Source organism: Altibacter lentus (assembly GCF_000746845.1).
GTDB lineage: Bacteria > Bacteroidota > Bacteroidia > Flavobacteriales > Flavobacteriaceae > Altibacter > Altibacter lentus.
In genome coordinates, this window is sequence record NZ_KN050846.1 from 1,288,064 (window position 1) to 1,311,733 (window position 23,670).

Sequence of the window (23,670 nt, forward strand, 5' to 3'; positions counted from 1 at the left end):
CATTATTTACAGCTTATTTCGCTTTCTGTCGGTCTCCTTTAAATAGATCTTTCGCAAACGCAGGTGATTTGGCGTCACCTCTACATATTCGTCTTTCTGGATGTACTCTAATGCCTCTTCCAAAGAGAACTTGATCGCCGGAACGATACGCGCTTTATCATCGGCTCCGGAAGAACGAACGTTCGATAGTTTCTTGGTCTTGGTGATGTTCACGGTCATATCATCCTGACGTGTATTCTCCCCGATTACCTGTCCTTCGTAAATATCTTCGTTAGGGTGTACAAAGAAACGACCCCTATCCTGTAATTTATCGATGGAATAAGGAATGGCAGAACCATTCTCCATGGAAACCAAACTTCCGTTCTGGCGCTCCGGAATTCCTCCTTTTAACGGCTGATATTCAAGAAAACGATGGGTCATAATAGCTTCACCGGCAGTGGCTGTCAACAGTTGATTCCGAAGTCCGATAATCCCACGTGACGGAATGGTGAACTTACAGATCATACGGTCTCCTTTCGCTTCCATGCTCAACATTTCCCCTTTACGCAAGGTTACCATGTCGATGGCACGGCCACTTACCGTTTCAGGAAGGTCGATGGTCATCTCTTCCACCGGCTCACATTTCACACCGTCGATCTCTTTGATGATCACCTGCGGCTGACCAATTTGCAATTCATATCCCTCGCGACGCATGGTCTCGATCAATACCGACAAGTGCAATACACCACGGCCAAATACCATGAATTTATCGGCACTGTCCGTAGGCTGCATCCGTAAGGCCAGATTCTTTTCAAGTTCACGCTCCAAACGCTCTTTGATGTGGCGTGAGGTCACAAACTTTCCATCCTTCCCAAAGAAAGGCGAATCGTTAATGGTGAACAACATGCTCATAGTAGGCTCATCGATGGCAATGGTCTTCAACGCTTCTGGGTTCTCAATATCGGCCACTGTATCCCCTATCTCGAATCCTTCCAATCCCACCAATGCACAAATGTCACCGGCGTGCACTTCCGAAACTTTCTTTCGTCCCAAACCTTCGAACGTATGAAGTTCTTTAATTTTCGACTTGGTCGTGGATCCGTCACGTTTTACCAGGGTTACCTGCATATTTTCTTTTAAAACCCCACGCTGTAAACGACCAATTGCAATACGACCCGTAAATGAAGAATAATCTAATGATGTGATAAGCATCTGCACACTACCTTCTTCAACCTTTGGTGAAGGAATGTGTTCTAAAACCATATCTAATAAAGGCTCTATAGAATTGGTCTGGTCCTTCCAATCCTCGCTCATCCAATTCTGCTTGGCTGAACCATACACGGTTGGAAAATCCAGCTGCCATTCTTCGGCACCCAGTTCGAACATAAGGTCAAAAACCGACTCGTGCACCTCTTCGGGCGTACAATTCTCTTTGTCCACTTTATTGATCACCACACAAGGCTTTAAACCAAGATCGATCGCTTTTTGAAGTACGAAACGCGTTTGTGGCATGGGTCCTTCGAACGCATCCACTAGCAATAGCACGCCGTCTGCCATGTTCAAAACTCGCTCTACCTCACCTCCAAAATCGGCGTGACCGGGGGTATCGATTATATTGATCTTCGTGTCCTTATACACCACGGAAACGTTCTTGGAAGTGATCGTAATCCCTCGCTCACGCTCAAGATCGTTATTGTCCAGAATAAGTTCACCGGTGTTTTCGTTCTCACGAAAAAGGCTACAATGGTGCATGATCTTATCAACCAAGGTGGTTTTTCCGTGGTCAACGTGTGCAATAATGGCAATATTTTTAATATTCATAGCAGATGCCCGCTTTGGCGGGTAATGGTTTTAGATACAGTGTTTTATCAAAAAAAGCAACCGCTTTTTTACCCCCTCTCGGTAAGGCGGTGCAAAAGTAGTGTTTCTTAACTGATTACAACATAAGAAAGCGTTAATTCTTTTTTGGGCGTATCCCTCGTTTCCCTTTTTAAAACAACCTTACTGAAATAGTGCAGCACTACACTCAGGAAAACTCGGGTCGGGCTTTCGGCTGTATCTCTCCCACTCGTTTTGCCTTTTTTGATTGTCAGAGGTGGTTGGAGAGGATGCCGCCTCAACTAGCTCGCCTTTGGCGAGTCCCTTACGCAACCCACGAAATGGTTATTTTACTATCTTTGCTCCCTTAATACGCACTAAATGAATATTGATCACATCCCAAAGATAAAACACACAACGTCCAACAATTTTTTCCTATTAGCGGGGCCTTGCGCTATTGAAGGCGAAGAAATGGCGTTACAGATCGCCGAAAAGATCGTGGCGATTACCAATAAACTGGAGATCCCGTATGTTTTTAAAGGTAGTTTCAAAAAAGCCAACCGTAGCCGGATCGATAGTTTTACCGGGATAGGTGATGAGAAAGCACTGAAGATTCTTCAGAAAGTTTCCAATGAATTTGACGTCCCCACCGTTACCGATATCCATGAGGTTTCCGATGCGGAAATGGCCGCGGCCTATGTAGACGTGTTGCAGATCCCTGCTTTCCTGGTTCGTCAAACCGATCTTGTGGTCGCAGCTGCCGAAACAGGGAAAGTCGTCAACTTAAAGAAAGGACAATTCATGAGTCCGGAAAGCATGAAACATGCCGTGACCAAGGTCACAGACTGTAACAATCAACAAGTCATGATCACCGATCGGGGTACTATGTTCGGGTATCAGGATATGATCGTTGATTTTAGGGGAATCCCTACCATGAAAGCCTATGCACCCGTAGTTCTGGATGTCACTCACAGCCTGCAACAGCCTAACCAAAGTTTGGGAGTTACAGGAGGTCGCCCCGAAATGATCAGTACGATTGCACGGGCAGGGATCGCCACCGGAGTTGACGGCCTTTTTATTGAAACTCACTTCGACCCTGCCAATGCCAAAAGCGACGGGGCCAATATGCTCGACCTTGACAAACTGGAAAAATTACTTACTGATCTGGTAGCCATCAGAAAGACGATCAATCATTTATAAATGGGACGATCTCGTAAGGCATAGGCCTCTTTTAGCAGATCGATCAATACCCTATCATTGATATCCTCCATATTGAAATATCGTAGGGATTTCATACATTTCCTGTTCTCAGAAACCAGCTTATCTGTATGCTGCGTCAAGTGGGCACCTCGAGTGAATACAAGATCGACATAGTTTTTGGACTGATTGAGATAGCAAAACATATTGTTCCCCGCAAGATAATAGAACGGCAGATGCCATTTGTATTTCAATATAACTTCAGGGATCGTAGTTTCAACAATTAGTTGTAAATGAAGCAGTATTGACCGGAACGGTTCTTCTTTGGAAAGTATGTACGTCTCTGCCGGGTTCATCATTCGAAAATACAAATAAAATGAGAAGCCCATTCCTAAAAAGGAACCGACTTCTCAGTCTTCTTGAATTTGGCAATATTCAAATAACATCGTAAAAAAGGGCTACTCAAGATAGAGTAGCCCTTTTACAATCGCTTTTTTTAACTCCCCAATTAATTAAGCTATACAAAGATGGGAAGAAGATGGAAGGCAAACAAGGGGATTAAAACCCTTTTTGCACAGGGTTTTTCCTGTTTTTGGACAAAAAAAAAGTTGCTCAGAAGAGCAACTTTTCTACAATCGTATTTTATTAACTCCCCAATTAATGCACTAACGATTTTTTACGGGTATGGTATGGCTAGTTTATAATGAACTATTATTAAAATCAAAGATGCAACGAACGTAAGATATAAGGCAACAGGGTTTTTTCTGTTTTATGTTCAGGGTTTTTCCCTTTTTTGAATTAAAAGGACAAAATAAAAAAAGGCTGACTTCGTAGTACAGCCCTTTTTTCATACTCGCTATTATTAACTCCTCAATTAATTAAGCTTCACAAAGATGCAACTTGAACTTGTGCAATACAAGAGGAAAACCCCTCACTTTTCAACAGGTTTTTCACTAATTCTTACGACCGGCCTTCCTCGAAAAATTAACATAACTTTATTTTGCCAGCTCAGAGAATATACTTTACTTTGTTTTTCAAAGTACTTTATTATGAGTGAGCAGGATTATTTAAAAGACATCTCTGAGATCAAGAATCTCATGAACCGTTCTTCACGATTTATTTCGCTTAGTGGCCTATCGGGTATCTTCGCAGGCGTGTATGCCATTACGGGTGCCGTTATTGCCTATGTATTCATTTTTCCCGAACCGGGAGAAAACCTCTATCTGCATAGTTTCGATTTTAAACTATTACTGGCACTGCTGGCCTCTGTAGCTATTTTGAGTATCGTTACGGCCTATCTTCTAACTTCAAGGAAAGCCAAGAGAGAAAAGGTAAAGGTGTGGGATACCACCACACGCAGACTCTTACTCAACTTCTTAATACCATTGGTCACAGGAGGTTTGTATATATTGATAAAACTGAACAGTCAGCATTATGGTCTTACCGCCGCCCTTATGCTTATCTTTTACGGACTTGCTTTAGTAAATGCGTCAAAATACACCATTGGCAACGTAAAATATTTAGGCTATGCCGAGATTGTTCTAGGGTTAATTTGTGCGGCACTTCCGGGGTATGGCTTCTGGTTCTGGGTACTGGGATTTGGTGTATTTCACATCATCTACGGAGGCATCATGTATGTACAGGAAAAAAAGAGATAAGGTGGGTATTATAGACAACATCAATAAACTGTTTGACCATAGGATTCGCCTTGGGATCATGTCTATTCTCATGGTAAATGACGATGCCGATTTCAATAGGTTGAAGGAATTACTGGACCTAACCGACGGAAATCTGGCAAGCCATATCAAAGCGCTGGAACAAGCCGAGTACATCTTAGTCGAAAAACAATTTATTGGAAGAAAACCAAATACCCGCTATAGCGCAACCCCACTGGGAAAAACCGAGTTCAAAAAACATATCGAAGCTCTTGAAAAATTGATCAAGAAATGATTAAAAAAATTTAATTATTTACTTTGAAATACAAAGTACTTTATGATAGAACAAAGAAAAAAATTGATCCATTGGTTATTTGAAAAGACCCGGATCATCTACTGTCGCTTTAAAAAGAAGGTGCCCTGGGAAATCACTACCCTACAATTGTTACAACTCCCCTCCACCACTTTTGGGTATCGTTTAGGCAGCTTTTTACTGAAGAATGGTTTTGAACTGCTCCCAAAAGTAGAACGTCATGACGCCTACCATGTGCTCACCGGTTTCAGTACACGGGTAGAAGACGAGATTGCCTTGCAATATCTTTGCTTCGGAAACGGGAAACGAACACCCTATTTACTTGGCGTTCTTCTTTTGGGTACGCTCCTACTTCCCGAATACGCCGGTTACTATCTTGATTCCTTCAGAATAGGGAAACAGCTTGGACCTTTTCATCATTATGACTATAAATTATTACTGAAGCAATCCTTTGACGAATTCAAGGGTTCGATCTTTTCAGAAGAACAACGTATCAACCTGGAACAATTACAACAACGGTACTCATACCATCATTTATCTAACACACATTATTATGGAACAAAAAAGAAATAAATTTGGAAACTGGCTGCGTAACTCTATCACGGCACGAATGCTTATTGTAGGATTCTTATTGCTCATACTTCTTATTCCTTTGGAATTTGTGAAGTCGCTCATCGCCGAACGATCCTTCCGACAAGCCGAGGTAGTACGCGAGATTAATAGTAAGTGGGGCAATGAGATCCTGCTTTCCGGTCCTGTTCTTAAGGTCCCGTATAAGACCTACAAGGAAGAAAAGGTTTTTGTCGAAAAAACAAAGACGTACGAAACCAAGACCGAGGTAATAGTAAAAAATGCGTATCTCCTTCCCGACCTGCTGCATATAGCGTCTACGGTAGATTCCAACCCACTTAAAAGAGGCATCTATGAGTCGGTGGTGTACACAGCCGATATTTCGGCCCAAGGTACTTTTCCGTCCATTGATCTCACGGCGCAGGATATTACCAAGGAAGATATTCTATGGGAGAAGATCACGGTAATCCTACGCAGTTCAAATCTCAATGGCATTAGAAGTGGTCTGGAGGTACAATTGGGAGCCGAAACTGTAGCAATGAGCCCTCGATACGATCAGCAATACCTCAACACCATACAAAGTGATCCTTTAAATACTCTTACACCCGAAAATGAAGAGCCCATATCCTTTTCTTTCGACCTAAAAATTAATGGAAGTGAAAGTCTTAAGTTTATACCCGTAGGAAAAAAGACCACTGCGGTGATGGATTCCGACTGGCATTCGCCTAGTTTTGACGGCAGGTACTTACCGGATGATGGAACTAAGGAAATTTCGAAAACAGGATTTCACGCCGACTGGCAAGTGTTTCAGATCAATCGCCAATTTGAGCAGGAATTCTATAACGGTATGCCGGATCTTTCAGAATTTGGGTTTGGCACCAACTTTATCATTCCGGTGGACGAATACCAAAAGAGTGAACGCACAGCTAAGTATGGTTTCATGGTTATTGGGCTCACCCTGCTTGTCTTTTTGTTGATCCAAATAGTAAGCAAGATCTATATTCATCCTTTTCAATATGTAATGATCGGTCTGGCGCTGGTGATGTTCTACACCTTGCTTATTTCCATTTCGGAACACAGTAGTTTTTTAAAGGCGTATGCCATAGCCGGTGTTGCGGTACTGGCACTCATTACCCTCTATTCCCGTGCTATTCTAAGCGGTTTTAAGTTTCCGTTGCTGGTATGTGCCTCCCTGGCTTCCCTTTACGGATTTATATATGTTATCATACAGTTGGAAAGCTATGCGCTCTTGGTGGGAAGTATAGGACTGTTTGTAATCTTAGCAATTATTATGTTCGCTTCCCGAAAGATAGACTGGGGAAATGACTAAGGCAGAAGATGGAGGCACGAAGTTTTTCAGTTAAATTTCGTGCTTCTACTTTTTATTTTTCAATTTTATACCTTTTAAATCATTTATGGGCTTCAGTAAAAAATACCTACTCCTTTTTTTGATCCTTTTGACCATTGAGATCTGTATAGCCGTGTATACTTTCCATTGGTTTATACGAGGCTTTGTAGGTGATGTTTTGGTGATTTTGCTTATATATTGTTTTGTAAGGATTTTTCTGAAAGGCTCTTCCGTCAAGATTGCCATAGCAACGCTTCTTTTCGCAATTGGTATCGAGCTGTTACAGTGGTTTGATCTCGTTGAATTATTTGAAATAAAGTCTTTAGTGCTAAGAACGATCGTGGGTTCGGTCTTCGACCCATGGGACCTTTTTGCGTATTTAATTGGTTTTCTTGTAGTTGTGATTTCTGAAAATTTCAAATGGGATACTGGCAGAATTCATTGGTTTTAACGTATTGATTTTCCAAAATAAACATTATTTTAATGCCCAGTAAAAGCACCTAATGTAGTTTACAAAAAGTGTATTCATCCTATCTGTTTTTCTGTTTTCGTTAGGCCTAGCAAAGGAAAGGAGCACCAATAGATTTTCTGCCCAACTCCTATCATTTTGTTATAGATTCCTATGAAGCACTTAAAAGTTTTTATTCAGAATTGATCGATATACAGTATAACAATCCAATTGTGTTAAAAGGGTAAGCAATGAGAAATAAATCCAAAAACAACCCATATTTGAAACATCTCCACTACAAAACCATATTGTTGAGTTTCACTTTACTTCACCTCTTGTGCACACAAGTATATTCCCAACAAAGGAACGTTCATAGTTTTGGCAGTCCCACCCTAAATGAATTTTCATTGGAAACGTACGATAAAGAACCTGAAGCAGCAGCTGTTGTGTTGTATGAAAGAGGTAAAAATTTCTTTGAAATGGTGGATTACAGACTCACGCTTATCAAGGAAGTACACCGTAAAATAAAAGTGCTCAACGCACAAAAGTTTGAAGGGGCAACTGTTGAAATTCCCTGGTATACGAACAAGTCCTCCAAGGAACGAGTGCGAAAGTTACAAGCGATGACCCACAATGGCGACCTCCAACGCTTTGTTAGTGAAGATAAAATATACGAATCGGACCTTAATGAATATTGGAATGTGACAAAATTTACTTTTCCGGATGTTAAAGATGGTAGTATTTTGGAGTATTCGTACAGAATTGAATCTCCTTATTTTTGGGGTTTTGAAGGTTGGGATTTTCAAGAGGAACTGCCAAAGATTTATAGTGAATTTGAGTCTTCCATACCCGGGAATTTGGTCTATAAACGTTCGCTGTACGGTTCGCAGAAACTTGACGTGAACGATGTAAAAGTTAAAAATAATTGCCTGGACTTTCGCGGGACAGAGCAAGCTGCTGCTTGTGAAGTATCTGTGTATGTCATGAAAGATATCCCGTCGCTTAAAGAAGAGGCTTATATGTTGTCCCCGGACAATTACAGGTCTCGCATAGAGTACGAATTACAGCAAATAACCGATTTCTACGGAGATACCTCCTATTATACAAAGACCTGGGACGATGTCGATAACGAATTTAAGACTGAGAAAGATATGGGTCGACAGTTACGGTATGAAAATTATTTTCAGCAGGCACTGCCACAACATTTATTGGGCATTAGCGATGCTCTAGAAAGAGCAAAAGCCGTTTATTATTATATACAAGATCACTTTACATGGAATAATAAATACAGAATATACTCCGATATTCGTGTGAAAGAAGCCTATGGAGAGCAAAAAGGGAACAACAGTGAGATCAACCTGGCGTTAATCAATGCGCTGAATGCTGCTCAACTGGATGCAAAGATCTTTCTAAGTGCCACCCGTAACACTAAAGTTCCTAACCCGTTATACCCGGTACTCACAGATTTCAATTATGTAATGGCATATGTGAAGATTGACAATGAAGAATATATTTTAGATGCAACCTATAAAGACTTGAAATTTGGCATGGTTCCCTTTAAAGCCTTGAATGACAAAGGGAGAGTTATGGACTTTAAAACCGGGAGTTTTTGGAAATCGATAGATCCTGAGCCTAAAAACCTACTGTATATAAAAGCTCAGATTTTGGTATCGGCCGAAAATGATGTAGTAGCTAGCGTCACCGAAACTCACAGCGGTTATTCTGAAATATTCGAAAAACAAAAACTTAACGAAACTTCTCACGCCCTTTATGTAACCGGCAAAGAATCGAGACTGGGAGGCGTAGAAATACGTAATCTCTCTGTTGCCAACGAAAATGATCCTACTAAAGAACTTACATTGGACTATGACGCCGTATACGAACCCGAAGTAGTTGGTGATCAAGTTTTTATCGATCCGTTCTTTTTACAATCCGAATTTAAAGAAAATCCTTTTTTGGCAGAGGATCGAAGTTTTCCTATTGATTTTGGTTACCCCCGAAGCATTCACTATACTCTGGCGATCACGATAGATAAGAGTTTTGAAATAGAGCGATTGCCGGAGAATAAAAGTGTCCAATTACCGGAGAATTTGGGTAACGGTACCATGCTTTTTTCTCAAAACGATAACACCTTGTACCTTCGTTTTACATTTGCCCTTAATCATCAAAGCTTCGTCACCGAAGCATATCCAACTTTAAAAGAATTCTTTGGCGATGTGGTCAACCTTCAAACCAATAGTTTTATTGTACTTCGCAAACGCTAGCTCGCAGCATTCACATACTCCTGTAAATAGGCGAACCGTTCGGTTAGTGTACCTTGAGGGGTGGTGATACGGGCACGCTCCAATATCCCACGGGCATCACCATTAAAAAAGGCAGGAATTACATGCTCTAAGAACATCTCGCCAAAACCTTCACTTGCATCTTTAGGGAGTTCACACGGTAAGTTGTCTACCGCCATCACTGTAATAGCACCGGGGGCATCGAACGCTGTTTCTGTTTCAGTCTGTGGATCGTAGCCGTAGAAAGGTTCTGCAATGGTAGAAGCACGAATGGTACTGGCTACGGGGCCATCGATATCACAGGATATATCAGCTATTAACCGTATTTTAAAGTCAGGATGTTTCGCATCTTCGCGGGTAAAAAGATAAGGCGCTCCATTACCGTAAAAATGTCCGGCAATAAAGAGGTCGCTTACTTTGGCATAACGCATAAAATCACTCTCATACCCCGAAGGATCCTTATAAAACTCGGTTTTTGAACCTTTACTGCCATCCTTGCGTTTGTTGTATTCCATCACATCGATAAGGCAGTACACAGGCTCGTTAAAAGTTTTAGATAAATATTTCGCATCGGTGACTTCGCGTATTTTCAAATGGTCCAGAATCTCTTTGGCTCCCTTGGCCACTTTTCCGGTTCCGGAAAGAATGATTTTTATATTGGGAAGGGTGATGGTATCCAAGGCTGCTTTTACTGCTTCCAGGTCGGGTAATGTTTCTACCTTCGGCAAGGTGAACAATCCGTCTCGCATTCCCAAGGCTCTAAAACCATTATAGGCTCCTACCAATCCTGCATAGCGACCAAATCCAATGAGCCGGGCACCGGTCTTTCTAATTATGGTCTCGTGATCGTACAGCTCGATCTTTTTGTCTAAAATGGCTTTGAGCAGTTTACGGTTATAGGGTTGTTTTTTTATAGTATGGCTGAAGAAAAAGTACTTTTTATTGGGAATAAGTGCATCGACAGGCACTTCTTTTACGCCCAGCATGACATCTGCTTCGGAAATATCTTTTTTAACCTCAAATCCGGCTTCGCGATAGGCCTCATCGGGAAAGATCCGTACCTCTGAAGCTTCAACAATAAGTTTAGCCTTTGGAAAACCTTGTATGACTTCTTGACACTTTTGAGGTGAAAAAACGACACGTCTGTCGGGTGGATTCTTACGTTCTTTGATGATAGCAAAGGTTATAGGCATTTGGAATACTTTTTGTATGTTAAATAGGGTCGCAAAGATAGTCATTTTAGTGTATCTTTGCGTTCCATTTCGGGTAGGGATTGAGGTAGGTTACCCCGCCTTCGCCAGGCTTTGGCCGGGCAGGCGTGTAACACCGAAAGCCCGGTCGCGTTGCGCCAGCAACGGGAGCCCGCCAAATGATCTTTGATAAAAATAGGGGCCGACTGGTTTTGACAGCGGGTCTAATGGTACTATAAGCATGTCGAGCGCTGGGAAACAGCTCGTAAATCTCATTTTTCACACTTTTTAAACGGCGAGAATAACTACGCCCTAGCTGCATAATCCGAATTACAGTAGGATAATGCCTCGGTCCGCAAGGCGGACAAGCAGGAAGTCACTCGAAGGCCTTGGTTTACGGCGTTCGATCCAGTGGCTTCGTAAAAGTAGACCTAGCTCGCGCAGGGCTTTGATGCGCTTGCGAATCTCGAAATGAAGCTAAGGGGTGCGTTGGTAGTTTTCGACCGGCAAGCCCACGAAAATCCAAATGAAAACTAAGCATGTAGAAAGTAGTAGTATTGCACGTTTGGACGAGGGTTCGACTCCCTCCGGCTCCACGAAAATCACAACTTGCTTGTGAATTGAAACATTAAAAACTCGCCAAGTTTACTTGAGCGGGTTTTGTTGTTTTAAGACACCCGTTTTGAAAAAACAGCAAGTTGTATTTGCAACAGTGGCAAGGTGGGAACAATAATCCCTCCCACTCTACGACCACGGAGAAATCTCTGCAACGGATTTAATTAAAAATGCCTTATAAAAGCATAGCTTTGAGCACTTTTTATTTGAAGACGGTTTGTTTGCAAAGCAACCAAGAGGTTTCTTTAAGAGAAAAAAAGCAGCTACAACTGTGCTTTTTTCGAAATGCAATGGTTAGGAATGGCTCGAATGGGTTTATTTTTTTAACACCTCAACCAATTTCACATTTAAGTAAATATTCTCTACTCCTACTTTTTGAGATTTTAGAATTCCAATCTTTTCAAGTTCATTAAGGTATTCAGCTGCTGTTTGACGTTTTGCAATATCTCTATCCACAAGATATTTTACTTTACAATAGGGTTGTTCAAATAACAACTCAATCAATTCTTTGGAATAAACACGTGCGGGAAGATTTTCTTTAGAAAAGGCTATTGTTTCATGCATCAACTGATTAATGGAGTTTATTTTATTTAAAGTATATTGAGCTGTTTCTTCTATCCCCTTTAGCATGAAAAGGATCCACGATTCCCAAGCAGACCTTTCTGTGACATTTCTAAGATTAGAATAATAATCATTTTTGTTTTCAATGATGTATTTACTCAAATATAGAATTGGTGTATCTAAAAGCCCTTTCTCCACGATATATAGCATATTTATAACCCTACCCGTTCTGCCGTTCCCATCAAAGAAAGGATGTATGGCTTCAAATTGATAATGCATTATAGCCAATTTAATTAGAGCGTCTATATCATTTTCTCTATGTAAAAAATCTTCAAGGTTCTTTAATAAATTTCGAATTAATGCTTCTCCTTCCGGCGGGGTGTAAATGGTTTTATTGTTATTTGTTATAGAAGTTCCGGGAGCATTTCTTATACTAGAACCGTTCTCCTTTATTGTCTGCACGATCTTAATAAATGAATTGGTCGATAATGGTCTTTTATTCAAATCCTTATATCCCTCCCAAAGTGCCTGACGGTACCTTAAAACTTCCTTGGTTTGTGCGTCTGTTGAAGAAATATTAGAAGTGAATGCTTTGTATAATGAATCTTGAGTCGTTACAATATTTTCAATTTCGGAACTGTCCTTTGCCTCTTGTAATGTAATGGCATTTACCAGCATCGACTGATTGGGAATTTCATCTGCCCGCCCTTTTAGCTCTGCCAGTATTTTATTGGAAGCTATAGCCTGCTTTAAGATCTTCTTTGTTTCTACCTCAACATTTGGTGGCAGAAGCGGAAGTGCATTATAAGGTTTTTCAGGACTGTACATAGCATCGACATTTAAGAGCAACTATGTCGACGGCATCGACACACTACAAATATATGTCGAAATATTTTAATTTTATCGACATATATGACTTTATCTATATTCAGTCAGTTCGAATATCCACAAAACTATCTTCTTAAAGATTTCCTGAGTAAATACAATCAACTACAAAGTAAAGCTTGCAATTTAGGTAGCTGTCATAATATTTTCAAGTATTAAAAAACCCTGCACATAAGGCAGGGATGTATTATATATGTAAGGTTTCCTATTAGTGGAACCGTGTTTTAATGAGGGCTCCGCTTTCGTCGTAGTGCTCCCATCTTCCAGTTTTCTTATCGTTTGTAAACGTTCCCGAAGACTCCATTATACCGTTCTCGTGATAATTGATCCAAGTCCCCGTCATCTTTCCTTTCGTAAAGTCTCCTTCAGATTTGAGCGTGCTATCTTGAAAATAGTAACGCCAGTTCCCTGATTTCTCTCCATCGATATAGGATCCTTCCGATTCCAAAGTGCCATCTTCATAATAGTACTTCCAATTTCCTGTCGCCACGCCTTCCTCAAAATGGCCCATATACAGAACTTTTCCGTTTTTATGATAGTACTTCCATTCTCCTGTCTTCTTCTCGTCCTTATACCGTCCGCTCTCAAGGATTTTACCATCACGATCAAATTCCTTAACAATTCCATCGGTTGCCTTTGGAAGCACAGTTGTTGGCGCATCCGTCGTTATTTCGGCACTCGGTGTGTCGGAAGTCTCTTCTTTATTCGTGTCAACATCCGCAGCCAGTATCCGTAATCGTTGTCCGATCCTGATATTATCGCCGCTAAGATTGTTCCATTCTCTAAGTTCTTTAATGGAAACATTGAATTGATTCGCTATCCGACCCAGATAGTCTCCCCTTTCAACCTTATAAAAAATCTGATTTTCTGTTGCTGTTGTTACTTCACCAGACACGGGTTTTTCTTCGGAAGAAATCACAGTCTTCTCTACGGAAGTGATCGTCTTTCGTTCTTCTTTTTGAGGTATCTCTGTTTCGGAAGCTTTTTTCTTAGCTGCTTCTTCCAGTGCGGCAGCTTTTTGGGCTGCTTCCTTCTTGGCTGCTTCTTCCAGTGCGGCAGCTTTCTGTGTTGCTTCCTTAAGGGCCAGCTCCTTTTGTTCGGCTTCGATACGGGCAATCTCTTTAAGAGCCGCTTCTTTCTTAGCTGCTTCTTCTAATGCGGCAGCTTTTTGGGCTGCTTCCTTGAGGGCCAGTTCCTTTTGCTCGGCTTCTATACGCGCCGCTTCTTTAAGGGCCGCTTCCTTCTTGGCTGCTTCTTCCAAAGCCGCAGCTTTCTGTGCTGCTTCCTTGAGGGCCAGTTCCTTTTGCTTGGCTTCGATACGCGCCGCTTCTTTAAGGGCCGCTTCCTTCTTGGCTGCTTCTTCCAAAGCCGCTTCTTTCTTGGCTGCTTCTTTTAGCGCCATTTCTTTTTGTTCGGCTTCGATACGGGCGATCTCTTTTAAAGCAGCTTCTTTAAGGGCTGCTTCTTCCAAGGCTTTTTGGCGTAATTCGGCTTCTCTTCGAGCTGCTTCCTTCAATTCGCTCTCCTTTTTGGCAGCCTCCTGAAGCGCTGCTTCCTTTAAGGCCGCTTCTTTGATCGCCTGTTCTTTTAACATCGCCTCTTTCTTTGCTGCCTCTTTTAAGGCAACTTCCTTGGCAGCAGCTTCAGCCAAGGCCGCTTCTTTCAATGCGGCTTCGCGTAAGGCTGCTTCTTTCAGTTCGGCTTCTTTTCGTGCCGCTTCTTTTAGAGCTGCTTCCCGCTTTTCTGCTTCTTTTAAGGTATTTTCAATAAGTTTCGCCTCCCGCATGGCAGCTTCTTTCTTTTCTGCTTCGAGTCTGGCCACCTCTTTGAGCTCGGCCTCTTTCTTTGCGGCAGCCTTTAAGGCTTCTTCTTTTACCTCATTCTCTTTGAGCGCATCATCGCGCAAAGCAGCAACCTTATTGGCTGCTTCGTTATTCATAGAGATAATGGCTTCTAGTTTCTTAACACGGTATAAACGGTCCTCTAATTCCTTCCGAAGGTATTGTGCATAGGCTGCTTCACTTTCTAAGGCTTTTTGCTTTTCTTCTAATTGGGTTAGGAGATCGTTCGTGTTTTGTGCATCGGGGGTTTTAGATGTGCTAACAACAGGCTCAAAACCTTGTGTTAACATGAATTCTTCTTTGTCAAAGTTCTCCTGTACGGCAGTATCTCCAGCCGGACCACTCACACTTGCTTGAATGATCTGCACGCTGTTCGACCCTGTATTTTGGATCACGTTCTCTTCACTTTGAGGCGCATACGGAACAATTATTTTTTTATCGTTTTGGGCAGTGGCAACGGCTTCTTCAAGGGGTTCTCCATACACATCGAAGTATTTCCATTCACCAGCTTTCCTTCCGTTACTGTAATTTCCAATAGATTCCAGACGTCCGTTCTTATGATAATTTTTCCACTCACCCGTCTTTTTTCCATTGGCATAATATCCTACCGACTCCAACTCACCATTTTCATAATAGAATTTCCAGAGTCCGGTCTCTTCCGTTCCCATGAAAGCACCGGTATAATGGATGTTCCCATTGTCGTACTGCTTGCCAACATAGCTAATCTGCGAATAGGCTTCAGCAACCAGCAGGCTTATAAAAAAAAGGAGTACGGTTCTTTTCATTATGCAGGGGTTTTAAATTTCAAGTGGATCTTTAAACTGAATGAACGCAATTCGCTTTCAATCAAACAACTAAATGTAGTAAAATTTGTAGTCTGTTAAAGAAATTGAAGAAGAAGTTCGATTTACAGATCAAAACCTCCGCTGAACTACCATATTTCCCGTCTTGATTGTTAAGAAAAAGGCGTAAATAAAAAAATGGACTCTTAAGAGTCCATTTTGGATGAATTACTTTTTAATAAAATTGAAACAGCACGAGCTGTTCATTCCTTTCCACAATCGGTTATTGGTCTGTCAGTTTCTTTAAGTGAGGTTGAACCAATGACAGTGCTACCAGAACGAAAACAATTCCGTAGAGTAACAATACCACGGGTTGTGATAAAGGGTGAAGCAGATAATGAATCCCTAATGCCGACAGTGCGACAGCGAGCATTACGATTCGGAAACTGTATAAAATTAATTGAGGCATATCGTTAATAATTAAGCACTAATGGCAGGGTTTGTAATAGCGTCGCTTACATGATTATAATGAAACAACAGTGTTTGGTAAAAGCGACTTTGACGGTGTCCGTTCTCCAGACACCCTTTGAGTGTTTCTTCCAAATTAGTATATGAGATCTTGATGGCAATAGCATCGTTCATATCGTACAATTTTTCAGTAATGGGCTGCGTACTGCTAGAAGTCCAAAGTGAAATAGTTTCGGTATCGTAGTCGATGGTGACATCTGCTGCATTAAAGAAAAATTTCAGTAGTGTTTTCTGAAATGTGTAGAAATCATTACTCAAATTGGCGGGAGTTGCACAACTTCGTTTAATAAGTTTGCGCATTTCATCGTGTAGTATTTGATCTTTTGTTTTCATAACAATCCATTTAAGATTACACTAATTTACGTAGTATCACCCCGTATGGATGTTAAGAAAATATTGTTTCACATTAATTTAACTATAAGTAAATCAATGTGTTAAAATATTAAGATGCTTGTTTTACTGTGTGGGCAGTCCCGCAGCCTGCCATGCGGTAATGCCTCCTTCAAGATCGTAGATCTCTAAAAATCCCATTTCCTCTAACTCTTGTGCGGCACGGGCGCTTCGGCCCCCACTGCGGCAGTAAAGATATACAGGAGCGTTCTTGTTTAGTGCCGCTGCCTTCTCTTGGAAGTTCCCGGTCGTGACAGATATATTCACAGCTCCGGCCAAATGAGCATCCTCAAATTCTTCAAGCGTACGAACATCCACTATTTGCGGGGTTTCCGATTGCGAAATTTGCTTTTGAAACGTATTTGGGGACACCACTTGAATGGTTGTCTGCTCTGTCTTAGAGGTTCCGGTCTCCAACCCTATGGTTGTTTCGTTTTTTTCCTTACAACTCTGAAAGCTTAGAAGGATACAAAATAATAAGGCAAATATTTTCATAGGTGTGATTTATACCGTTGTATCACCTTCCCATTCAGAAAAACCACCCAAAAGGTTATAGGTATTCTTAAACCCAAGAGAGTTCAATATGGCGCAGGCTTGACCGCTGCGACCACCGGACCTGCAGTACACATAATAATTCTTGGTTGGATCCAAACTCTTGGTCTTTTCCATGAAGTTTCCCGCGTTCATTATATCCAGATGAATCGCTGTTGGAATATAACCCTCTTCCACTTCCTGTGGCGTTCTTACATCCATAATGACAGCATTGTCATCGGATTCTAGTTGTGCTTTCCATTGGGACTGTGATAAATCCATAATTGTTTATTTTTTGTAAAAATACTAATTCGAGTTTACTGCTCATAAAAAAACTGACCTTTCAGAAAAAAAGTCAGTTGTGATAGGTTTTGCAAGCAAATACTTATTGCTTTACAGAACAACCAATAGCTTTGGTCTCCTTCACCGAAACTTCTTTTCCGGCGAGCAATTCGTCAACGGCATTGGCCAAGAAGGGTACTTTAACAGCGCTGGCATCACGCACATTATCGTCTATCGCTCCAATATATTTTACAATATGTTTCCCTTTTTCCTTCTGAAGCAAATATACGTGGGGTGTTTTTGTGGCACCGTATTTAGCGAAAATGGACTGGCTCTCGTCATACAGATAAGGAAAAGTAAATTGCTTTTCTTTTGCCTTTTCTTGCATCTTTGCGAAGGTATCGTCGGGTTGTACTTCGGGGTTGTTGGGGTTGATAGCAATCACCGGGAACCCTTTTGATTTGTACTCCTTATCCAAAGCGTTGATCCTGTCTTCACTTGCCACAGCATAAGGGCAGGTATTACAGGTAAAGATCACGATAAATCCTTTCGCATCTTTATATTCGGATAACGAGACCATCTTTCCGTCGACATTCTTCAATTTAAAATCTGTAGCCACATCCCCAATAGTATATCCGTTGCTGACGGCCGCAGGCTGTATGCTCTTAAAACTACTTAATACCGCTACACTCACTAATGCAAGGAAGAGGACAATACTTAAATATCTTTTTTTCATTGTTATTTTTATAAAATTGATGTTACTTCTTTTTTCAGTTCTTCATAGGAGAAGGAACGTTCATAGAATTTACGCTCCTTACCTTTATATATTACCGTTGCAGGGATCGCTCCACTCCACTCTTGTGAGACCTTGGGTATCCAGGAGTTCGCATCGCTGTCATCCAACAGTATTACTTTGGATTGGATATTATTCTTTTCAATAAACGGAATCACCTGGGTATTTAGTTTATCGGGAAAGTCCAAACTTACAAAAACAACTTGAACTTTTTCCTTGGCATATTCGGCTTGTATTCTTTCAAAGTAAGGCATTTCCTTAATGCATGGTTTGCACCAGGTTGCCCAAAAGTTAACCACATAGGTAGAATCGTTATCCTTAGTAAGGTACGGTTCCAGTCCATCGTAATCCACTGTGGGTATGGGCCCTTCTCCGGGAGAAACCACCGCCGTTTTGTCTTCAATTACTTCTGAAGCTGTTACGGTAGTATCTTCTTTTGTATTGTTTCCGCAGGCAATACACACCATAACCATTAAACTGAATAGGATTTTTTTCACGACCTAAAAATATTTAAAATACTGTCAATTCCCACTGCTTTTAACACTTCGTTTTGTGTTAAATCGAACGCTTATTCGAAGTGCATGCAAAATTTTGTTAAAATTCATTGTAATTCAAAATCAAACCTTACATTTGTATATACAAATATTGTAATAACAAATATGAAGATAGAAGACGTCATACAATCCAAAGCCATGTCACTCCCCACAAAGACGGTGATCAATATGGCCTATACCAGCAGCATGGTAGAAGAAACTATTCTGGCTATACTAAAACCGTATGATCTCTCCATACAACAATATAATGTCTTGCGGATCCTAAGGGGTCAGAAAGGAAATCCCGCCAACTTATCGACCATTCAGGAGCGCATGGTAGACAGGAACAGCAACACTACGCGCCTCGTGGATAAACTAATAAAAAAGGGCTGGGTAAGACGTCAAATATGTAAGAACAACCGCAGAAAGGTTGAAATATTCATCACTGAAAAAGGAATGGAAACGCTTCAGGAATTAGATCCCCTTACCGAAGGAAATAACAAGGCGCTCCTCGATAACTTATCTGAAACCGAACTTGATACCCTCAACAGATTATTGGACAAACTACGAAAGGACGAACACTAAACCCTAATAATAAATAACTCTTTAATCATTACAGCTATGAAAACAATCATGAAATCAGTTTTAATTTTAACCGTTGCAGCTACCACAGTTGCTTTTACTACACCTATGAAAAAAAGAATCGATATTAAGGAAAGTACCATTGAATGGAAAGGAAAAAAAATTCTGGGCTCCCATACAGGAACCATTAATTTAAAAGAAGGGTATCTGGAAGTAGAAGGTGATGATCTTATAGGCGGCATGTTCGTCGTGGATATGACCTCCCTAAAAAACACCGACCTGAGCGGAGAGAACAGAGCCAAACTTGAAGGACATTTAAAAAGTGACGACTTCTTTGGAGTTGCAACCTACCCTACAGCCACGCTAGTGATAAAAAGTGCAACCAAGAAAGGCAATGTCCATACAGTCAACGCAGACCTCACTATTAAAGGAGCAACCAATCCCATTACCTTCGAATTGATCATGGGTGAAACCGCAGCACGAACAAGTTTAAAAATAGACCGTACCCAATATGGTGTTCGTTATGGTAGCGGAAGTATATTTGATAGTTTAGGAGATAATACCATATCCGATAATTTCGAATTGGATGTCTTGCTAAAATTTTAAGTAAGAAAGGCTTGTGTTTCAAAAATTCATTTCTATATTTGAATCGAAATTATGATCACAAACACAGTACATATTTGGTGGTGGAATACCTTACGTCAATCGTCGTGAGTTAAGCACTATCGTATGTAATTAAGATACTAAGGCTTGTCAATCGCGACAAGCCTTTTTTTTATGTTATGAAATACACCTTTACAACTTTTTCCAAAAAACGTCTTGCCGACACCTTAACCCCGGTGTCCGTATACCTGCGCCTACGGGATAAATTTCCAAACAGCCTCCTGCTGGAGAGTAGTGACTATCATGCCAACGATAACAGCTTTAGCTACATTTGCTGCAATCCAATTGCATCGATTAGGGTCGCAGATGAAATGATACGACAAGAATTTCCCGATGGAAAAATCATCGAAACAACTATTACATCCAACATACATATCCCTACGGTTCTAGAGCTATTTGCAGGCTCGTTCGCTTCAGCAGACACCTCACATAAATTCATCAATAACGGGCTATTTGGCTACACCGCTTATGATGCGGTTCGTTATTTTGAGTCAGTTTCAGTTTCAAAAAAAGAGAACGCACTAGGCATTCCGGATCTGTATTACGCCATTTACAAGAACGTGATCGCGATAAATCATTTTAACAATGAGGCCTATATATTCGCACACTGTTATGAAACTGAAAACAATATCCCCGAGATAGAGCAGCTTCTGCAATCCAAGAATTTTTCTGAATATCCTTTTCACCGTGAAGGGAGCTTATCTACAAATCTGAAAGATGATGAGTTCAAAGAATTAGTGCGTACCTGCAAACAGCATTGCCATCGCGGAGATGTGTTTCAAATAGTTCCCAGCAAACGATTTTCTCAAAAATTTAGCGGTGACGAATTCAATGTGTACAGAGCTCTGCGAAGCGTGAATCCCAGTCCGTATCTTTTCTATTTCGACTACGGAAAATTCAAGATCTTTGGAAGTTCTCCCGAAGCACAGCTGGTCGTTAAGAACGGAAGCGCCGAAATCCACCCCATTGCCGGCACCTTTAAACGCACCGGCAATGATGAGCAAGATGCTGAACTTGCAAAGCAACTGTCATTAGATACCAAAGAAAACAGTGAGCATGTGATGCTGGTGGATTTAGCACGTAATGACCTTAGCCGTCACGGAACGAACGTAACCGTAGAGACCTACCGGGAGGTACAATTCTTTTCCCATGTGATACATCTGGTAAGCAAAGTAAGTGCTAAAAAAAATGCTGCCACGCCTACCATGCAGATCGTAGCAGATACGTTTCCCGCCGGTACACTTAGCGGTGCGCCAAAACACAACGCCATGCGGCTCTTAGAGAAGTACGAAAAGACCAGTCGTGAATTCTACGGAGGGGCCATAGGGTTTATGGACTTTAATGGGAACTACAACCACGCCATCATAATCCGCTCTTTTTTAAGCAAAGACCACCATTTACATTATCAGGCAGGAGCCGGCGTTGTAGCCCAAAGCGATGAAGAAAAAGAATTACAAGAAGTATACAACAAATTGGGAGCGCTCACAAAAGCGATGGAGCTCGCAGAAACATTATAGAATGAAAGTATTAGTCATTGATAACTACGACAGTTTTGTTTATAATCTGGTGCATTATCTGGAAGAACTGAATTGTGAGGTCACCGTAAAACGAAACGACCAATTTCAATTAGAAGAAGTGGCGTCCTACGATAAGATTCTCCTTTCCCCCGGACCGGGAATACCCGGCGAAGCCGGACTTTTAAAACCACTCATTTCGCAATATGCGTCCACTAAAAGCATCCTCGGGGTGTGCTTGGGCCAACAGGCAATTGGAGAAGTCTTTGGGGGCTCCTTAGAGAATCTGGCAACGGTCTTCCATGGAGTTGCCACCAAGGCCAAAGTTTTGGTAACGGACGAGCAGCTATTTAAAGGATTGGACAGTGAATTGGAGATAGGCAGGTATCATTCTTGGGTTGTTTCCAGAAAGGCTTTTCCAAGTGTTCTTGAAATTACTTCTGAAGACCCCAACGGTCAGATCATGTCGTTAAGGCACAGAGTTTACGACGTTCGCGGGGTACAATTCCACCCCGAAAGCGTACTTACGCCAAAGGGTAAACAGATCATTAAAAACTGGATAGATAATTAATATGAAGGCACTCTTAAACCGACTTATAAGTCATGAACAGCTCTCCAAAGACGAAGCTCGTGATGTTCTGGTGGCCATTTCCGAAGGAAAATTCAACCAAAGTCAGATCGCGGCATTCCTCACTGTGTATATGATGCGTAGTGTCACTCTGGACGAATTATCAGGATTTAGAGAAGCCTTACTGGACCTTTGCATTAAGGTTGCGATGGATGATTACAATACTATAGACCTTTGTGGCACCGGCGGTGACGGAAAGAACACCTTTAATATTTCAACACTTGCGTCCTTTGTAACAGCAGGCGCTGGAGTTTTGGTGACCAAGCACGGCAACTACGGCGTCTCTTCCATAAGCGGAAGCAGTAATGTCATGGAAGCATTTGGCATTACCTTTAGTAATGATGAAGAGCATTTAAAGAAATGCTTGGAAAAGGCCGGTATTTGCATCCTGCACGCGCCACTCTTTCATCCCGCCATGAAACATGTGGCCCCCATACGAAAGGAATTGGCAGTAAAGACCTTTTTTAATATGCTTGGCCCAATGGTGAATCCCGCACAGCCAAACAATCAATTGGTGGGTGTGTACGATCTTGAACTTGCTCGCCTGTACGGGTACATCTATCAAAAGAGCACTACAAATTATACCATTGTGCACGCTATGGACGGCTACGATGAAATCTCACTCACCGGTCCTGCAAAAGTGATCACCAGAAGCACAGAGACCATTCTTCACGCTTCAGATTTTAACGTCACATCTTTGGCTGCACCTGATATATACGGGGGTAGCTCGGTAAAAGAATCAGCTAATTTATTCATGAACATTTTAAAAGGAAAAGGAACAGATGCTCAGCAAAATGTAGTGTGTGCCAATGCGGCACTGGCGATTGCCGAAATGAAACAATGCACACTCAACGAAGGTTTCGAAAAGGCAAAATATTCACTGGAAAGCGGTAAAGCACTTCTCTGCTTGCAACAATTACAACAAATGGACAAAGGTTTATGAATATACTGGATACCATCATCGCACAAAAACAACGTGAAGTAGCTGCTAAAAAACATGCGTTTCCTGTCGCGCTATTGGAACGTTCTCACTTATTTACGCGAACGCCCCGATCCTTGGCTCAATTACTTCGCACGTCCAATACAGGGATCATATCTGAATTTAAGAGACGTTCCCCCAGCAGATCCGTCATTAATGAAACCGCAAAGGTACAATCGATCGCTTTGGCGTATGAGCAAGCCGGAGCAAGCGGAATTTCTGTCCTTACGGACACGCCATTTTTTGGGGGGTCGTTAGATGATTTGCTTTTGACCCGATCTGCGGTAGGGTTGCCATTGCTTCGGAAGGAATTCATTATTGATGGTTATCAAATCTACGAAGCCAAGGCCTATGGAGCAGATGCCATCTTACTTATTGCCGCCTGTCTTTCAGAAAAAGAGATCATCGCACTTTCTACCTTGGCGAAAACACTCTCGCTGGACGTATTACTAGAGGTTCACGACGAGGAAGAGCTTAAAAGATCGCTCCACCCTACGATTGACATGATAGGAGTCAACAATCGGAATCTAAAGACATTCGAGGTAGACCTTGCTACAAGTGTTGCACTATCGTCTTACATCCCTACCACTTTTGTAAAAGTTTCTGAAAGTGGTATTCGGACGGCGGAAGATATCAAAAAGTTACGGTCACATGGATTCCAGGGCTTTCTTATTGGTGAACAATTCATGAAATCGGAAGACCCCGCAAACGAAGTACAACAATTCATGAAATCTTTGGTATGAGAAAAGTAAGTATAAAAGTA

Annotated in this window: 24 protein-coding genes and 1 other RNA gene; 14 read left to right on the plus strand and 11 right to left on the minus strand. The window is 41.5% G+C overall.

The genetic code is table 11. The features are described from left to right. Positions 1–6 precede the first annotated feature (6 nt). Positions 7–1,800 carry a translational GTPase TypA gene (typA, locus tag JS40_RS06070; RefSeq protein WP_034259145.1) on the minus strand — a complete coding sequence of 598 codons (1,794 nt, stop codon included), beginning with the start codon at positions 1,798–1,800 and terminating at the stop codon, positions 7–9. Positions 1,801–2,178: 378 nt separating this feature from the next. On the opposite strand from typA, the gene kdsA reads away from it, so the two are divergent. Then, positions 2,179–2,997, plus strand: a complete 819-nt coding sequence (kdsA, locus tag JS40_RS06075; RefSeq protein ID WP_034259146.1) for a 3-deoxy-8-phosphooctulonate synthase — start codon at positions 2,179–2,181, stop codon at positions 2,995–2,997. On the opposite strand, the gene JS40_RS06080 is transcribed toward kdsA, so the two are convergent. Further along, a complete protein-coding gene (locus JS40_RS06080) occupies positions 2,988–3,353 on the minus strand; it encodes a DUF1801 domain-containing protein (RefSeq protein WP_316932507.1) in 366 nt (121 codons plus the stop codon). The genes kdsA and JS40_RS06080 overlap by 10 nt on opposite strands. A 690-nt stretch (positions 3,354–4,043) precedes the next feature. Here JS40_RS06080 and JS40_RS06085 point away from each other — a divergent pair. The 6 genes from JS40_RS06085 to JS40_RS06110 all read left to right on the plus strand — a co-directional run bounded on the left by JS40_RS06085 (position 4,044) and on the right by JS40_RS06110 (position 9,592). Continuing rightward, a complete protein-coding gene (locus JS40_RS06085; protein ID WP_034259148.1) occupies positions 4,044–4,652 on the plus strand; it encodes a hypothetical protein in 609 nt (202 codons plus the stop codon). 1 nt (position 4,653) lies between these two features. Continuing rightward, positions 4,654–4,944, plus strand: coding sequence for a winged helix-turn-helix domain-containing protein (locus JS40_RS06090; RefSeq protein ID WP_034262153.1), 291 nt, complete (start codon positions 4,654–4,656; stop codon positions 4,942–4,944). A gap of 42 nt (positions 4,945–4,986) precedes the next feature. Beyond that, positions 4,987–5,535, plus strand: a complete 549-nt coding sequence (locus tag JS40_RS06095) for a hypothetical protein (RefSeq protein WP_201770359.1) — start codon at positions 4,987–4,989, stop codon at positions 5,533–5,535. Next, entirely contained in the window at positions 5,516–6,862 is a 1,347-nt protein-coding gene (creD, locus tag JS40_RS06100) for a cell envelope integrity protein CreD (RefSeq protein ID WP_034259150.1), read from the plus strand. The genes JS40_RS06095 and creD overlap by 20 nt, the downstream gene beginning before the upstream one ends. Before the next feature lie 85 nt (positions 6,863–6,947). Further along, on the plus strand, positions 6,948–7,331 hold the full coding sequence (locus JS40_RS06105; protein ID WP_034259151.1) for a ribosomal maturation YjgA family protein: 384 nt from the start codon (positions 6,948–6,950) through the stop codon (positions 7,329–7,331). 278 nt (positions 7,332–7,609) lie between these two features. Next, a complete protein-coding gene (locus JS40_RS06110) occupies positions 7,610–9,592 on the plus strand; it encodes a transglutaminase family protein (RefSeq protein ID WP_160172955.1) in 1,983 nt (660 codons plus the stop codon). Here the strand turns inward: JS40_RS06110 and JS40_RS06115 are convergent. Continuing rightward, positions 9,589–10,797: an NAD(P)-dependent oxidoreductase gene (locus JS40_RS06115; protein ID WP_034262158.1), complete on the minus strand. Its 1,209-nt coding sequence runs from the start codon at positions 10,795–10,797 to the stop codon at positions 9,589–9,591. The genes JS40_RS06110 and JS40_RS06115 overlap by 4 nt on opposite strands. A 201-nt stretch (positions 10,798–10,998) precedes the next feature. Here JS40_RS06115 and ssrA point away from each other — a divergent pair. Next, positions 10,999–11,399: a transfer-messenger RNA gene (gene ssrA, locus JS40_RS15220) on the plus strand. Positions 11,400–11,730: 331 nt separating this feature from the next. On the opposite strand, the gene JS40_RS06120 is transcribed toward ssrA, so the two are convergent. The 8 genes from JS40_RS06120 to JS40_RS06150 all read right to left on the minus strand — a co-directional run bounded on the left by JS40_RS06120 (position 11,731) and on the right by JS40_RS06150 (position 18,505). Continuing rightward, positions 11,731–12,804: a Fic family protein gene (locus JS40_RS06120; RefSeq protein ID WP_034262160.1), complete on the minus strand. Its 1,074-nt coding sequence runs from the start codon at positions 12,802–12,804 to the stop codon at positions 11,731–11,733. 265 nt (positions 12,805–13,069) lie between these two features. After that, complete coding sequence (locus JS40_RS06125; protein WP_034259155.1) at positions 13,070–15,487, minus strand: LysM peptidoglycan-binding domain-containing protein; 2,418 nt, start codon at positions 15,485–15,487, stop codon at positions 13,070–13,072. 280 nt (positions 15,488–15,767) lie between these two features. Further along, a complete protein-coding gene (locus JS40_RS15360; RefSeq protein WP_152558144.1) occupies positions 15,768–15,953 on the minus strand; it encodes a hypothetical protein in 186 nt (61 codons plus the stop codon). Positions 15,954–15,964: 11 nt separating this feature from the next. Continuing rightward, positions 15,965–16,345, minus strand: coding sequence for a hypothetical protein (locus JS40_RS06130; protein WP_034259157.1), 381 nt, complete (start codon positions 16,343–16,345; stop codon positions 15,965–15,967). Positions 16,346–16,468: 123 nt separating this feature from the next. Further along, positions 16,469–16,897 (minus strand): rhodanese-like domain-containing protein, encoded by a 429-nt coding sequence (locus JS40_RS06135; RefSeq protein ID WP_034259158.1) that lies wholly within the window; start codon positions 16,895–16,897, stop codon positions 16,469–16,471. A gap of 9 nt (positions 16,898–16,906) precedes the next feature. Beyond that, positions 16,907–17,218 (minus strand): rhodanese-like domain-containing protein, encoded by a 312-nt coding sequence (locus JS40_RS06140; RefSeq protein ID WP_034259159.1) that lies wholly within the window; start codon positions 17,216–17,218, stop codon positions 16,907–16,909. Between the two features lie 100 nt (positions 17,219–17,318). Beyond that, positions 17,319–17,951: a thioredoxin family protein gene (locus tag JS40_RS06145; RefSeq protein ID WP_034259161.1), complete on the minus strand. Its 633-nt coding sequence runs from the start codon at positions 17,949–17,951 to the stop codon at positions 17,319–17,321. A gap of 8 nt (positions 17,952–17,959) precedes the next feature. Then, on the minus strand, positions 17,960–18,505 hold the full coding sequence (locus JS40_RS06150; RefSeq protein ID WP_233273942.1) for a TlpA family protein disulfide reductase: 546 nt from the start codon (positions 18,503–18,505) through the stop codon (positions 17,960–17,962). A 162-nt stretch (positions 18,506–18,667) separates the two neighbouring features. Between JS40_RS06150 and JS40_RS06155 the strand changes: the two genes are divergently transcribed. The 6 genes from JS40_RS06155 to trpC all read left to right on the plus strand — a co-directional run bounded on the left by JS40_RS06155 (position 18,668) and on the right by trpC (position 23,650). Next, entirely contained in the window at positions 18,668–19,126 is a 459-nt protein-coding gene (locus JS40_RS06155; protein ID WP_034262163.1) for a MarR family winged helix-turn-helix transcriptional regulator, read from the plus strand. Between the two features lie 48 nt (positions 19,127–19,174). Next, positions 19,175–19,729, plus strand: a complete 555-nt coding sequence (locus JS40_RS06160) for a YceI family protein (RefSeq protein ID WP_233273943.1) — start codon at positions 19,175–19,177, stop codon at positions 19,727–19,729. A 176-nt stretch (positions 19,730–19,905) separates the two neighbouring features. Continuing rightward, entirely contained in the window at positions 19,906–21,303 is a 1,398-nt protein-coding gene (locus JS40_RS06165; protein ID WP_034259165.1) for an anthranilate synthase component I family protein, read from the plus strand. A gap of 1 nt (position 21,304) precedes the next feature. Then, on the plus strand, positions 21,305–21,871 hold the full coding sequence (locus tag JS40_RS06170) for an anthranilate synthase component II (RefSeq protein ID WP_034259166.1): 567 nt from the start codon (positions 21,305–21,307) through the stop codon (positions 21,869–21,871). 1 nt (position 21,872) lies between these two features. Beyond that, on the plus strand, positions 21,873–22,871 hold the full coding sequence (trpD, locus tag JS40_RS06175; RefSeq protein ID WP_034259168.1) for an anthranilate phosphoribosyltransferase: 999 nt from the start codon (positions 21,873–21,875) through the stop codon (positions 22,869–22,871). Then, positions 22,868–23,650 carry an indole-3-glycerol phosphate synthase TrpC gene (gene trpC, locus JS40_RS06180; protein WP_034259169.1) on the plus strand — a complete coding sequence of 261 codons (783 nt, stop codon included), beginning with the start codon at positions 22,868–22,870 and terminating at the stop codon, positions 23,648–23,650. The genes trpD and trpC overlap by 4 nt, the downstream gene beginning before the upstream one ends. Positions 23,651–23,670 lie beyond the last annotated feature (20 nt).